The following is a 13,028-nucleotide window of genomic DNA, read 5'->3' on the forward strand; positions in this document are numbered from 1 at the left end:
ACTTTTTGGAAGAGAACCAAATAAAAACATCGTCAATTACATAAACGTTTTGAAATTAAAATGGGATGTTAAATACGATGAAGCCCTTGAGATAATAGATGAAGAGTTACAAAAGTTAAAAAAAGGTGCTTTGTATTATCTTTTTTTGGATCAAAAAATTCATATATTGAATAGAATCAAACAAAAAGAGGATGTTAAAAAAGTATTCGATGAGCTAAAGGATAATTTTGATAATATACCTGTTTATGTCAGAGGCCTTGTTGTAGAAACTTTAAGAAATATACATGAATTGTATTATGAACCCGATGAAAATATGGAAAAGATAAGATATTGGAGTGAGAATTACGAACAAAACCCTGTTGATAAAGGCTTCATATTACTATCAAAAGCAAGAAGGAAAAAGAACGAAGAGCAATACAATGAAGCCGTTTCTTTGAACGTTGAAGCATTTAAGGTTTTAAAAACTATTCCACATCCTTCTGGCATGGTACAAGCTTTAAACAATATATCTTGGTGGTTGAAAGATGCAAACAAAGAAAAGTCTTTAGCTTTTACTTTTCCATTGGGATTCTACCTTGGTTACTATTTCGATGATGATAACTTTAAAGTTTTCAATTCCCTTGATACTATATTTCAAGTACAGAAGAGTAACAAAGATCCTTTGGTTTATGAATCTGCCTTTATCTTTTCAAAGTGTTTATCTCAACTAAACAAAGCGGAAAGTGAATCGATAAAAAATACTTTTAAAAATATCATTAACCAATTAAAATACTTTGTATTCAATTTGGATAACAACCAACATAGAAGTACACCAAAACTAAGAGCTTTCATAAGGAAAGAGATAGGAAAAGAAAAGATACCCATAGACTCAATGAACGTTTCTGAAAAAACGTTGAAAGAGTTTTTATCTGCAAAGACAAAGTACATTCAACCAAATACCTTGAGAAACATATTAGATGCTCTTGAGTTTGAAATAGATACATCCACACCTATATGCATAATCAAAGAATTGAAAAAGAAGGATATAGATAAGAAGTTTGAGATAAACCTTGAAAAGTTTAAAAACCTTCCAAAAGAAAGACAAATATCAGAACTCTTTACCTCTTACCTCGTTCATTGCTACAAAGAAGAGATTGATCTAAAAAAGATAATTAAAGAGATACAAGACGGGAGTCTAATTGAACAAAGATGTGATTACTACACGAAAGAGTTAATAAACTCTACCTTTGAAAGAAATCCAAAGATAGATTTTGATTCTTTACCAACAAACGTTCAAGAACCAAAAATCTACACAAACAAAAATATAACCTTTAACGAACATTCCTTTTATTTGGGAAGGAAAGAAGTTGTAAAAAGGTTTATGAAAGACTTGAATAAAAAGAATTTAAAAGAGTTCATTGGAAATTACATTGGACTTGATACAAGGCAAAAAAAGACAGTAGAAAAATTCATAATGAATTACGGTAGGTACTATGATTTAAAGGATATACCCAAAGAATTCACACCGAAAGTACCAAAAGAGATTGATCCATTCGTGAAAAAATACACGTTGAAAAGAAAGCCTTCTGCTATTTCTTTTTATGTTTTTGAAGGGGAAGAGAGAGAAGAGTTGGTGGAAATTATTGGCAAATTTTAATTGAAAAAACGCCCATTGAGGAGTCAACTATGTATTAAGTATTTACACTACAATTGAAATTCAAAAACACGAAGAAGAAAACAAATAGCTGTGATCAATTTTAAAACCCCCATCGTATATAGATGGAGAATCTTCCTGACTTTGACAGCTGAGAGTACTCCCCCCATTATATACTCTATTCTCAAATATCTTTAATCTGGAATTGTTAACACTACAGTCTCTTTTGTTATCTTTTTCCCCGCTATTACTGTGAAGAAAAATAAAAATACCCCTGCTCCTAACAGTATCCATAACAGTATGTCGTTGAACTGTTCTGTCACAGGAGACTTTCTCTACACACCCCATAAATTAATGACAGCTTCTTTGTTCTCTCTCCCAAAGAAGGATAGAATCCAAAAAATAACTACGCCGATAATTGACATAATCCAAAGAACCGTATACGCCCAATCTATAAAAAATATAAGAAAAGAAAAAAGATAAAAAGGTAATGTTACAAAACCTAAAAGCTTATTGAAAAAGGTATTTGAAGAAAGCAATGAAATCCCGCCTTCTCTTTGTATCCCCAAACTCCCTATAGACGTAAATAAAGAAAGGATCAAAACTGAGCCCAAATGCGAAAATACAGCTTCATAACCGAATGTCTTTAAGATTATTATTGATACTAAGAACGTAAAAATTGATAAAATCATTCCAATAATAGCTGAAAACAAAATATCCTTAAAGAAAACTTTTTTCAGTGAGAGATGAGTCGATGCGATTGCTTCGAGAAAACCACTCATCATTTCTCTCGCATTTTCACATATCCCAAAAATCATGGTGGTGAATAGCAAAGATAAAAAGGGTAATAGAACTTCTAAAGAAGGATTAACGATTCCAATAATACATGTCATACCTATCATCATAGCCAGGCTTACAATCAAAGTTTTTATTCCCTTTTTTAAAAAGATGAGATCTTTCCACAATATGGCGTCTATTTTTATTTTCATAGTCTTGCTATAGCCACCTTTTCTTTATTTATTTTCCTTATGATTCCTAAGAATATAGCGATCAAAATCGCTGAAACGATCAGTGTTATTATAACCATTAACCTGAGTGAGTAAGTTAAGAAAAAAGCACTCAGATTCAAAAAGAGAACCGCAAATATAAAGACTCCTGAGTTAATAAGTGTGGTAACTGTGATGTTTGCAAAGAACCAGTAACAACTCCCCACCAAACCCTCTATACTAAAGACAAAGGGAACCGCTATTGCTAAGATCAGAAGATTATTTATTGAAGGAATTACAATCTCATTATACATTATCCAGGAAATGAATGTTGAAATAAAAAGGATTATCCACCCCAGACATATGGAAACAATCGTTATTAAACGTGCCTTAATAAGAAGTATTTTTCTGACTGAATAATGCGTGGCAAGGATACTTTCTAACGATCTATCTGAAATTTCCATAAAAAATATTTTGTTATTTAAGTTAAACCCAACGATTAAAGGAATCAATAGTATTAGATTTGAATAACTTTGCTGGAATTTTTCAATTGATATTAAGGATGAAATAGCTATAAATAAGCCAAGTATTATTGAAAAAAGAAAGGAACCCTTGGATTTTTTTAAAACAGTGAGATCTTTCCATAGGATTGCATTCATCTTTTCACCCCTTTTAATGCTCTCGTTACAAGACCTTTTCTAGCTTCTGGTTCGGATTTTAATAGCTTTAAATATAGATCTTCCAACCCTTCTTCTTCTGTTTTCATCTCCTGAACTTTTACACCGGCTTTTGCCAATACTTCAAATATTCTTCCAGAATCATTCCCTTCGATGTAAATCGTATTACCATCGATTTCTATTTTCATTTCCTTACTTAATTCTTCTACCCAAGGCCCAACTTCTTTTACTTTTACAACAGTTCTTCTTGCACTGAAACGACTTTTTAGTTCTTCATAAGAACCTTGTGCTACCATCTCGCCATGGTTTATAATCGCTATATTCGAACATATCTTTTCTACTTCTTCAAGATCATGGGATGTCAGAAATATTGTCTTTCCTTCTTTTTTGAGAGCAAGAAGCATTTCTCTTATCAACGTTCTTGCTTCAGGATCCAATCCAAGCGTAGGTTCATCGAGAAAAATTAAAGTGGGATCACAGATAAGAGCCCTGGCAAGGGTTAATCTTCTGGTCATACCATGGGAATATGTGGCAACGGGTTTATCCTTTACTTTCCACAACCCTGCAAAAGTAAGAAGACTTTCAATCCTTTCTTTCCTTTCACTGGGACTAGCATCTTCATAATATATCCTGTCAAAGAATTCCATGTTTTCATATCCCGTAAGGATGTAAGATACACCCAAACTCTCAAGCATGAAGCCAATCTTTTTTCTCTTCTTGTCATATTCCTTTGTTGTAACATCAACACCAAATACCTTTATTGTACCGTTAGTTGGTTTTAAAATGTTTAAAATCAGTCTAACCATGGTTGTTTTACCCGCGCCATTAGGTCCCAACAATCCAAAAGCTTCTCCTTCTTTAATTGAGATGTTTATATTCTTCAAAGCAGGCTCTTCTTTTCCTCTGTATTCTTTGCAAAGATTTTTTATTTCTATAATATCCATATCAAATCCATCTCCCTTCCTGTGGTATGTAATTGCATCTTTTCCCTGTTCTAGGCAAACAAACAGGACAAGCGTATCTGAACTCACAGATTTTGCATTCCGTTTTATCCTTATTTATTTCCCAGTAATCAATAAGTTTTGGTATGCAATCTCCAAGTTTTTCCTTCTTTAGATCCCCTAAAGGTTGAAATAACTCAAAGCATGGTATAAGAATTCCTGAAGAGGTTATTGTCAATCTTCCAAAAAGTCCAACATCGTAATGAAGTCGTAGGTTAAAATCCTCTATTCTACAAGCCAACAAATCCTCCTTTGTTATGGGAGAAAAATCAAACATTTTTCTATATATGGGTTTCCCGAGATTTTTGAATGTATCAGGAATATTCACATAACTGTTTATCACTAGATTATTTATGCTCTTTACATTTTCGAATATCTTTTGATATTTTTGATGTGTAGTAGGAAATAGATTAAGGATGACATTTTCATTTTTTATAAATTCTGGAATTTCTAAACCATTAGTAACAACAAATGTATTGAGCCCTCTCCCTTTCGAAAATGTTATGATTTCTTCGAGCCTTTCATACAACGTCGCCTCACCACCGGTAAATATCACATTCTGACATTTTAAATCCGAAAGCTGAGTAATTATCTCTTTCCACTTACTAACGCTAAGTTCTTCTGAAGTTACATCTAATTTTGTACATTCTGGGCACCACCTTTTGCCACAAAAAGGACAATTTAAATTGCATATGTTTGTAATCTGAAGTTGAGCAAGATACAGGACTGGTGCAGGATGCCAAATGGTCACAAGCTCAGCAGACGACCAATTTCTGTATTTCTCAATATATATTGGTTGTTCATAAAATGTGCCCATCCCCATTTCTTCAAGTTTTAATAAAAAATCATCTTTTGTAACTGGATTGTTCATTTCACAATATGACAGCCTGGCACTCTTTTCTTCATCGAGAGAATAAAGTTTACCTTCGATTAGGTCATATATTGCACTTCTTTTTGCCCCTTTTACTAAGTAACATTCGGGGTTCAATCTGAATATCATAATAACCCCTCCTGCCATTCAAATCTATTTATTAGTTCTCGATAATAGTTGGTACTGAGTTTAGAATATAACTCAGGATTTGATTCTAAAAGAGTATAAAGATCTGATAACTCCTTTTTTTTATTTTCTTTTATGATTTCACAAATATTTGATGGTTGTTTCTCAAAATTCCTCTCTCCTCCGCATTGTGAAAAACAAAGTGAACAAAGTCTTGATACTGGACACTCATCGCAATTTTTGCATATATTACTGATATAATTTTCTAAATAACTCTTGATCAATCGATAATCTAAACCTGTTTGTACATTACCTATTGGGAAGTTATCTGAAATCCTTTCACAAATGTTGATTATACCATTAGGTCTAACTGCAATTTTATCCCCTGGGATACAAGCACCTGTATAGGGCATAAGAGAGGATCTAACAGTCTTACCTATAGGTCTTATAAGGAGATTAGCATATGAAACTCCGAACAAAATTCCACCATATTCCAACACTTCTTTTCCAGGCAAAATTTCCCTCACCCATTTTTCCCGCAAATCCTCAAGTTGCTTTTTGCTTTTTTCAACATCTTCTATTGTAAATTGTTCGTAGTAGCTAGTTTCTTGAGTCTTCACTGGATCAATTCGTATAATTGGGGGTAAATTTTCTTGATTCTGGTCAAAGAAGTTTTTACACTTCTGAAAATCTGTTTTGAGATCGTATACCGACACAATACCGCATTTAAGATAATCTGGATACTTTTTTTTAAATTCCTTGATATTCTTCATTACTGTTTCAAAAGTCCCTTTCCCGTTTGAAAAAACTCTGTTTCTATCTTGTTCTTCTTTCGGACCATCAAGACTAATGGAAATAGAGAAATCATTTTGTACAAGAAAGTCCAATTTTTCACCTAAAAGAAGTGTCCCATTAGTTGTGATATTGTAAAAAGGTTTATATCCAATATTAGAAATATAACCCACTACTTCTTTTATCAGGTCAAAGTTAAGCAATGGCTCTCCTCCATAAAATCCAATGACTGGTTTTCTTTCTGGATTTCTTCTACGAACTTCGTCAAAATTTTTCAAATAGTAATCCACAGCTTTTTTTGCAATTGTAAAATCCATACTTTCTAATGAATATCCTCGATGTAGTTTATAATTTTCTGAGAAGATACAATATTTACATCTCAGATTGCAGTTATCTGTGATAATAAGAATGAGATGCTTGAACCCATTCCCATTTGCTATAAGATGCTCTTGGATTTTTTCCTCGGTAATCTCTACATTCACTACATCTTTCTTAAAAATCCCTTCTCTTCGCCATTTTTGAACAAACTTCCCCCAATAAAAATCCGAGTTAGAAATTCCCTCCTTCGCTTTTGCTGGAAAGACCATTCCGGTAGAATCATCATACACATATTTGTTGCCCTTTTCTGTCTCAAATTCTAATATATTTTCTCCCATTTTTTATCACCTTCATTAAGATTTAATCTTTATTTTTTGTTTTCAAACACCGTAAAAACTCTTTACTTAATTTGTCCATTTTTTACTTTTCCTTAATGTATTGTCAAAATGTGTACTACAGGTTTATTCCGCTTAGCTATTACCCATATTAGACTAATCTGAAAGAGTAGAGCTTTTCAGCTCTACTCATTTTTGTTCAAATTACGGATTTTGCCATTCATGAGCTATTTGAACTGCGGCTGTAACAGCAGCACTAACGGCACTAGCTATGACGGCAGTAGCTGCTGCAGCGATTGCTCCCGCTGCCAAAGGAGGTAGTGGTGCACAAGCACTACAAGATATGCAGCCAAGACATGCCGCACATGCGGCACAAGCTGCACATCCAGTACACGTTGCTAAGGGTTGCGCTCCGCCAATTTCTTGCATTCCCTTCCCTCCTTTCATTTTTATTTTTACTACTTTCCCTGCAGGGTTACTTCTTGCCGGCAATTAATTCCTATCCTCACAATATTTTTCTTCAAAAACTCATCTAGATACTTTCTTAAATCTTCTAAGCTTTTTCAAATGTTGTATATTCATACAAAGTAAATACATCCATCAAGCATTTACTCTACTTCTTCCACAACATTTACAATCTCTGTGGGTTCTAAACCACTTGTCTTATCTATTCCATCATCATCTCCTCCAAAAACAAATATACCACTCAATAGCAGACCAGTGATCAACAAAACGACAAAAAATTTCTTCATCCTCTTTCACCCCCTTAGGTTATCCTTTTAATTTAAGACTAAAATTTCAAATAATCCAATCCCTCATTTTAATCATACCCTTTTCCATATGATTTTCAAGTGTTTTTTTATTGGCTTCAAATATGTATTGATAAATTATTACAGAGATCGGGCAAAAAAACTTACGTTAAAATTATTTACGATGGTTTTTATCGGATATAATGCCTTTGCCTTTTCTTTTAGTTACTATGAAAGAGTTACGATATAATAAAATTTAGAATAAAATATAGAAGCTTCAAGAGTTCTTAACATTCCAAAGAAAGGGTTTTTGAAGTAAATTTTATTTTATATTTTTGTTGCTATTGGGTAAAGGAAAGAGGGTTGAGAAATGAACATTAAACTACTGGATAAAATTGTGAGTAAAGGACAGTTTATAAGGCCAATTTTGAATTATGTTGTTCATTATTTAGAAAGTGATAGATCAGATAAAAATAAAAACATCATCAATTACATAAACGTTTTAAAATTAAAATGGGATGTTAAATACGATGAAGCCCTTGAGATAATAGATGAAGAGATAAAGGGGCTGAAAAAAGGTGGTTTGTATTATCTTTTAACGAAGAAAGATACGAAGAAGCAGCTCGTTTAAACATTGAAGCATTTAAGGTACTATGATTTAAAAGATATACCAAAAGAATTCACACCGAAAGTACCAAAAGAGATTAATCCATTCGTGAAAAAATACACGTTGAAAAGAAAGCCTTCTGCTATTTCTTTTTATGTTTTTGAAGGGGAAGAGAGAGAAGAGTTGGTGGAAATTATTGGCAAATTTTAATTGAAAAACGCCCATGTTGGGCGTCTTTTTTGATTCTATCATTAGTTTTGTGATCAATTTTGCAAATATAGTTTTATCTTTAATTTTTAATCCTTCAAGTGACAGAGACTGGTTGTTTAGATTTAGGGAAGAATTTTTTATTTTTTGAAAAGGGAGAAAGAGAACCGTTATTTTTTAATTTCAAAAGGGGTGAAAGCTTGAATACTTCTTAAATATCCCAGAACAATTTCGTTAAATGTCGCAAATCTTCCAATCTCTTCTTCAGTTTTTACCAATACCTCTTCTTCAAAGTTAGCAACAACTTCACCACTTGGAATGGGTTCACCTTTTCTTATCATCCTGTGCTTTTCTTTAGCAGAATCCATATCGTCTGTATATAATATTTTACCTTCTTTTATAATTGCAAAAGATGAGGATATTTCCTCGAGCTCATATATTTCGTGAGAAGATATGATTATCGTCTTGTTCGTTTCATTTGCATAATTTCTTAAAATTTTTAAAGCCTCCGACCTTATAACGGGATCAAGGTTCTGAGTTGGTTCGTCTAAGAGCAAAAGATCGGCGTTACTGGATATTGTTAGTGCCAAATAAAACAATGTTTTCATACCCATGGAATATCTTTCCACTTTTTGGTTTATGTCGAGGTTGTAATGTAAAACAAAATTAGAAAATGTTTCCTCGTTGAAGTTAGGATACAACATACTCCAAATTTTCAGGTAATCACTTCCTTTAAAATTAGAAAATGTCAATCTATCTTCTGTCATCACCGAAACCTTTGCTTTTATCTTAGGAGTTATTTTTTCAGAAAAAAGCTTTATCTCACCATTGTTTGGTTTCAATTCACCGTATAGACATCTCAAAGTTGTTGTTTTCCCTGCACCATTGGGACCTATTAGAGAAAAGATTTCACCCTCATTTACGTTAAAATTGATCTTGTTCAATATCGGTTTTGAATTGAAACTTTTAACTAAGTCTTTCACTTCTACTATCATTTTTGTACACCTCTTTTTTCAAACAGATATAAAGATATGAGTAAAAGAAACACAGAAAATATCAAACTTGCCCAAACATTCCCTTGATATGATGGACTAATATATTTATAGGGATTTACGGCATAACTGGAACCAATTGCCCCAAGGATCCCATCAACAATCAATATCAAAAATGGTATCCCAAAGGTATCTCCCCCTAATGTAACAGAGATTATAATAATAGCAAAATAAGCGGTTGCAAATATTATGACACTCAAGATCTTTAACAGTGCAATTGATAAGTACAAACTTCCAAAGTTAAAAAAGGCTAGCCCAATAGAACTCGGTATAACTATCAAGAGCAGGGAAAGTATATAAGATGAGAAGAATACCTCTCTGTATGAATAAGGAAGGGATATTATAAGGGAGAACTTTCCGTTTCTTAAATCATGTCCCATCATGTTTGTAAGGAAAAGGAATATGAAAAATAACGTTAAAAACGGTATATCAAAGGTTATGAAAAATAAAAAAATCAAAGAGAATATAAATATTCTTCCACTTTTTTCAGTAAACTCCTTTTGAAAGTACACTTCCAACTTATTCAGAAAATTGACCATCTTTCCAAACCTCCTCCAAAATTAATTTTATAGTTTCTAGGTCTATGTCTTCCTTTTTTAATTTTTCTACACAATTTCTAATCTCATCAACAATGCCTTTTTTTAAATCTATATTCTTTGAAACAAAAAAACCTACTCCATGTTGGGCTTCTATGTATCCTGATGTTTCTAACTTATCTAAAGCTTTTAAAATCGTGTTTATGTTGACTTTGAAAACTGTACTCAACTCCCTAACAGGTGGTAATTGATCACCTTCTTTTAGATTTCCCATAATTATTTCCTTTTTTATTTGGTTCATTATTTGTAAATAAGATGGTATCCCACTGTGTTTATCTACTTCATACAGCATATTTACAACCCTTTCAATATTTTTTTCTTCTGATCTTAATTCTGCCTTGGGTATCGAGCTTTAACCTTCCTTCATTATCCGAAGGTTCTAGAAGTTCTAGATCACCATAAGCCCCTTTAATTGATAAATACCTCGTACCTACCCATTTATCCATGTATTGTATGGTACCTGTCAATGCTGCGCCGTTAATATAGATATGTTCTGCGTTAATTACTGAGAGATCAATTTCTATACCAGCGCCGTTTAGCGTCAACTCTTCGGCATCTACCAAGCCATCCCAACTAATCCCTGATGCATTGACTTCGACGTGATCCACGTGTATATTGCCCTCAAAACTTAAACCTGTTGAATTTATCGAAAGATTACTCGCTTCAAGCGTCGTACTGAAATTAAGCCCAGTGGTATTTAAATCAAAATTTTCTACTTCTAAATTCCCCCCCATATTTAAACCTGTTGAGTTTATCCTTATGTTTTTGTAGGGTACTTTTGAGCCAATTACTATGATATATTTTTGATCTTGAATGTTTGATGTTAATGTTAGTGTATCTTCATTTCTCCTATGATTAATTTGACTAGGAATGTAAATCTGGTCAGACGTTTCATCAAAAATTATTTCTAAATTTATTCCTTCAATTTGTAAATTTTCAGCCCTTTCTATGTAGATATCAGGTTGGATTGCTTCAGTATTAGAATTGTAACTATAATCGTTTTGGTTATATAATTCTTCCCAGTTGAAAATATTATTCCATAAATTATCCCAATCTATATAGGAATTCATAAAATAAGAAAAAATACTTGCTGGTATCACAAATAAAACCACCACTAAAATAACAAACAAGATTTTAAAGCTTTTGAAGTTAAGAGCCAGAAGAACAATCGCAACTGTCGAAAAAATGATTTTCAAAAAGAGAGAAGGTATAAAAAGAGCCGAAATACTGAAAACAACTGCAAGAACAAGCTTTAACAAATAATTATACCTGTACATTTACATTCACCTCCAATGTTTTGTTGTTATATTTAACTATAACACATATTGTACAAAAAAGTCAACTTTTTGAGTTAAATAATGTCTAATACTCTATCAAACTACCTGTTTCTCTTGCTTTATTGAAACCGAATCTGAACAACAACAATCCCAAAGGAATCGTCAGTAAACTCATGATGATCAAAACTATTATCTCGTTCTTCACATCAGCAAAGGTGGCCCCTGTCAGTAAGGACTTTCTCAATGCACTTAAAGCATATGTGGGCGGCAAAAAATATGAAAAACTCCTCAACCATGCTGGTAATATGGATATTGGGTATAGTACCCCACTAACAAGGCCAGACAGTGTACTAAAAATCCAACTTATTGGATCTCCCATCTTTGTTACCATTATTACTCCTGCACTCATAAGACCTATCCCACTTATACATATTATTGAAAGTATTAAAATGAATAACGATAAAATTATATTTATTGTCATTTGAATATCGAATATCAAAACCAGAAACAAAAAAATAACTCCTACATTTATTGTAGTCCATATGAAACTATTTATTCCATTGAATATTAACAGTTGCCACAATGGTGTGTTACTCATCAATAAATATTCAAGTGTTCCCATTGTTTGTTCTGACCTTATAGAATTTCTAAAAGAATCTAATGCAACTGAGACATAGCTCATATACATTGTTCCTGTTATTAGAAATGCCATTAAGTCTCCACCGTATGGTTCGAGCATGGGGAAGGTGTTCCCTTCTTGCAAAAAATTAGCCATGAATCCAAACCTTAAAACACCTATCAGCATACTTGCTATTCCAAGTATTGCGTACGTTCTATAACTGAAGTTTGTTATGAATCCTCTTTTAATGAATATCCATAATTTTTTTAAAAAACTCATTTTTTATCATTCCTTACAAAGTTTATGAATACTTCTTCTATTGAAGGTGTTTCAACATTTATTGTAAGTATCTTTCTGTCTTGGTTTTTCAGTTTTTCTATCAGTTGATCAAGTACTTCTGAAGAATTTTCGACTTCTATTTCAAATTCGTCATCTTTTATCTTTCTAAATAGGTTTATCTTTTCTTTGATGCCGTCTTGTGCGATTAAATCTTCACTGATACCTTTATCTATTTTCACTTTTATTATTTCTTTTTTTAATACTTTTTTTAAGTTTTCTTTTTTATCAACAGCGAGCATATTCCCTTTGTTTAATATGCCTATCCTATCGGCAAGAAGTTCTGCTTCATGCATATCGTGTGTGGAAAGTATAATAGTTTTATTTTTATCCTTGAGAGATAGAATTATGTCTCTTATCTCACTTGCGCTTATTGGGTCGATGGAAGATGTTGGTTCATCGAATATGTATACATTAGGATCATGTAATAATGCTCTTGCTAAAGAAAGTTTTTTCGGTTCTATCACGAAAATAGTGGGTAATTAAGCTGGAGTTAAATTAAGTTTACCAAGGGCAATAAAGATAGTGATTTTTAAATTCTTTAATGTTTTAAAACCAAAAGCCCTTTTAGTAAATCCTCTAAGTTTAGAGTTCATACCTTCTATTTTACCGTTAGAGATATTCGTTTTTATGTGCAACAAGATACCTTCTATGTGATTTAAAAGAGTCTTAGCGGCTTTAATCATTTCGGGTATATTGGATTTCATTACCTTTTCATACCATCGTTTAAAATACTTAGCTGCATAAGAAGGTTTCTTGTAATCGAATATCTTTTTTAAACTCAAGTACCAATCCGTATGCTTGAACTGTGTCAAGATGTTGTTTTTCCTTGAACCCCCTTCGGGG

18 protein-coding genes are annotated in these 13,028 nt (G+C 32.6%); 3 read left to right on the forward strand and 15 right to left on the reverse strand.

Annotated elements, in window-relative coordinates; genetic code table 11:
- On the forward strand, positions 1 to 1,636 hold a 1,636-nt coding region (locus X925_RS03820; RefSeq protein ID WP_121959169.1), incomplete at its 5' end, for a hypothetical protein.
- Between the two features lie 191 nt (positions 1,637 to 1,827).
- On the opposite strand, the gene X925_RS10525 is transcribed toward X925_RS03820, so the two are convergent.
- From X925_RS10525 to X925_RS10230, 8 genes are all read right to left on the reverse strand, one after another.
- Positions 1,828 to 1,956 carry a hypothetical protein gene (locus tag X925_RS10525; RefSeq protein ID WP_255408254.1) on the reverse strand — a complete coding sequence of 43 codons (129 nt, stop codon included), beginning with the start codon at positions 1,954 to 1,956 and terminating at the stop codon, positions 1,828 to 1,830.
- A gap of 12 nt (positions 1,957 to 1,968) precedes the next feature.
- Complete coding sequence (locus X925_RS03825; protein WP_121959170.1) at positions 1,969 to 2,622, reverse strand: hypothetical protein; 654 nt, start codon at positions 2,620 to 2,622, stop codon at positions 1,969 to 1,971.
- Positions 2,619 to 3,278: a hypothetical protein gene (locus X925_RS03830; RefSeq protein ID WP_121959171.1), complete on the reverse strand. Its 660-nt coding sequence runs from the start codon at positions 3,276 to 3,278 to the stop codon at positions 2,619 to 2,621. The genes X925_RS03825 and X925_RS03830 overlap by 4 nt, the downstream gene beginning before the upstream one ends.
- Positions 3,275 to 4,240, reverse strand: coding sequence for an ABC transporter ATP-binding protein (locus X925_RS03835; protein WP_121959172.1), 966 nt, complete (start codon positions 4,238 to 4,240; stop codon positions 3,275 to 3,277). Before X925_RS03835 ends, X925_RS03830 begins: the two co-directional genes overlap by 4 nt.
- 1 nt (position 4,241) lies before the next feature.
- Positions 4,242 to 5,297 (reverse strand): radical SAM protein, encoded by a 1,056-nt coding sequence (locus tag X925_RS03840; RefSeq protein ID WP_158245396.1) that lies wholly within the window; start codon positions 5,295 to 5,297, stop codon positions 4,242 to 4,244.
- Entirely contained in the window at positions 5,294 to 6,742 is a 1,449-nt protein-coding gene (locus X925_RS03845; RefSeq protein ID WP_121959174.1) for a radical SAM protein, read from the reverse strand. Before X925_RS03845 ends, X925_RS03840 begins: the two co-directional genes overlap by 4 nt.
- 201 nt (positions 6,743 to 6,943) lie before the next feature.
- Complete coding sequence (locus X925_RS03850; protein WP_146026680.1) at positions 6,944 to 7,168, reverse strand: hypothetical protein; 225 nt, start codon at positions 7,166 to 7,168, stop codon at positions 6,944 to 6,946.
- A 179-nt stretch (positions 7,169 to 7,347) separates the two neighbouring features.
- Entirely contained in the window at positions 7,348 to 7,491 is a 144-nt protein-coding gene (locus tag X925_RS10230; RefSeq protein ID WP_158245397.1) for a hypothetical protein, read from the reverse strand.
- A gap of 367 nt (positions 7,492 to 7,858) precedes the next feature.
- Between X925_RS10230 and X925_RS03855 the strand changes: the two genes are divergently transcribed.
- Together X925_RS03855 and X925_RS03860 are read left to right on the forward strand one after the other, a co-directional pair.
- Positions 7,859 to 8,119 carry a hypothetical protein gene (locus X925_RS03855; RefSeq protein ID WP_233187728.1) on the forward strand — a complete coding sequence of 87 codons (261 nt, stop codon included), beginning with the start codon at positions 7,859 to 7,861 and terminating at the stop codon, positions 8,117 to 8,119.
- Positions 8,120 to 8,122: 3 nt separating this feature from the next.
- Entirely contained in the window at positions 8,123 to 8,305 is a 183-nt protein-coding gene (locus X925_RS03860) for a hypothetical protein (RefSeq protein ID WP_121959176.1), read from the forward strand.
- Positions 8,306 to 8,472: 167 nt separating this feature from the next.
- Here the strand turns inward: X925_RS03860 and X925_RS03865 are convergent, their stop codons facing one another.
- From X925_RS03865 to X925_RS03895, 7 genes are all read right to left on the reverse strand, one after another.
- Positions 8,473 to 9,297, reverse strand: coding sequence for an ABC transporter ATP-binding protein (locus tag X925_RS03865; RefSeq protein ID WP_121514806.1), 825 nt, complete (start codon positions 9,295 to 9,297; stop codon positions 8,473 to 8,475).
- Positions 9,294 to 9,893, reverse strand: coding sequence for a hypothetical protein (locus X925_RS03870; protein ID WP_121959177.1), 600 nt, complete (start codon positions 9,891 to 9,893; stop codon positions 9,294 to 9,296). The genes X925_RS03865 and X925_RS03870 overlap by 4 nt, the downstream gene beginning before the upstream one ends.
- Positions 9,874 to 10,242: a GntR family transcriptional regulator gene (locus X925_RS03875; protein WP_103078649.1), complete on the reverse strand. Its 369-nt coding sequence runs from the start codon at positions 10,240 to 10,242 to the stop codon at positions 9,874 to 9,876. The genes X925_RS03870 and X925_RS03875 overlap by 20 nt, the downstream gene beginning before the upstream one ends.
- Before the next feature lie 13 nt (positions 10,243 to 10,255).
- The gene (locus tag X925_RS03880) at positions 10,256 to 11,227 is read right to left on the reverse strand and encodes a hypothetical protein (protein WP_103078650.1); all 972 of its coding nucleotides are present in this window, start codon (positions 11,225 to 11,227) and stop codon (positions 10,256 to 10,258) included.
- An 85-nt stretch (positions 11,228 to 11,312) separates the two neighbouring features.
- The gene (locus tag X925_RS03885) at positions 11,313 to 12,125 is read right to left on the reverse strand and encodes an ABC transporter permease (RefSeq protein WP_012208500.1); all 813 of its coding nucleotides are present in this window, start codon (positions 12,123 to 12,125) and stop codon (positions 11,313 to 11,315) included.
- The gene (locus X925_RS03890; protein ID WP_146026681.1) at positions 12,122 to 12,649 is read right to left on the reverse strand and encodes a DUF4162 domain-containing protein; all 528 of its coding nucleotides are present in this window, start codon (positions 12,647 to 12,649) and stop codon (positions 12,122 to 12,124) included. Before X925_RS03890 ends, X925_RS03885 begins: the two co-directional genes overlap by 4 nt.
- Positions 12,650 to 12,664: 15 nt before the next feature.
- Positions 12,665 to 13,028 (reverse strand): transposase (locus X925_RS03895; protein ID WP_146026682.1); only part of this gene is annotated, 364 nt, incomplete at its 5' end.

It is taken from the genome of Petrotoga sp. 9T1HF07.CasAA.8.2 (assembly GCF_002895585.1).
In the GTDB taxonomy this organism is placed as follows: domain Bacteria; phylum Thermotogota; class Thermotogae; order Petrotogales; family Petrotogaceae; genus Petrotoga; species Petrotoga mobilis.

Coding starts and splice junctions, on each gene's coding strand:
- X925_RS03835 (WP_121959172.1), bottom strand. CDS start 4,240: ATGGATATTATAGAAATAAAAAATCTTTGCAAAGAATACAGAGGAAAA.
- X925_RS10230 (WP_158245397.1), bottom strand. CDS start 7,491: ATGAAGAAATTTTTTGTCGTTTTGTTGATCACTGGTCTGCTATTGAGT.
- X925_RS03855 (WP_233187728.1), top strand. CDS start 7,859: ATGAACATTAAACTACTGGATAAAATTGTGAGTAAAGGACAGTTTATA.
- X925_RS03840 (WP_158245396.1), bottom strand. CDS start 5,297: ATGATATTCAGATTGAACCCCGAATGTTACTTAGTAAAAGGGGCAAAA.
- X925_RS03850 (WP_146026680.1), bottom strand. CDS start 7,168: ATGCAAGAAATTGGCGGAGCGCAACCCTTAGCAACGTGTACTGGATGT.
- X925_RS03870 (WP_121959177.1), bottom strand. CDS start 9,893: ATGGTCAATTTTCTGAATAAGTTGGAAGTGTACTTTCAAAAGGAGTTT.
- X925_RS03865 (WP_121514806.1), bottom strand. CDS start 9,297: ATGATAGTAGAAGTGAAAGACTTAGTTAAAAGTTTCAATTCAAAACCG.
- X925_RS03875 (WP_103078649.1), bottom strand. CDS start 10,242: ATGCTGTATGAAGTAGATAAACACAGTGGGATACCATCTTATTTACAA.
- X925_RS03825 (WP_121959170.1), bottom strand. CDS start 2,622: ATGAAAATAAAAATAGACGCCATATTGTGGAAAGATCTCATCTTTTTA.
- X925_RS03845 (WP_121959174.1), bottom strand. CDS start 6,742: ATGGGAGAAAATATATTAGAATTTGAGACAGAAAAGGGCAACAAATAT.
- X925_RS03880 (WP_103078650.1), bottom strand. CDS start 11,227: ATGTACAGGTATAATTATTTGTTAAAGCTTGTTCTTGCAGTTGTTTTC.
- X925_RS03885 (WP_012208500.1), bottom strand. CDS start 12,125: ATGAGTTTTTTAAAAAAATTATGGATATTCATTAAAAGAGGATTCATA.
- X925_RS03830 (WP_121959171.1), bottom strand. CDS start 3,278: ATGAATGCAATCCTATGGAAAGATCTCACTGTTTTAAAAAAATCCAAG.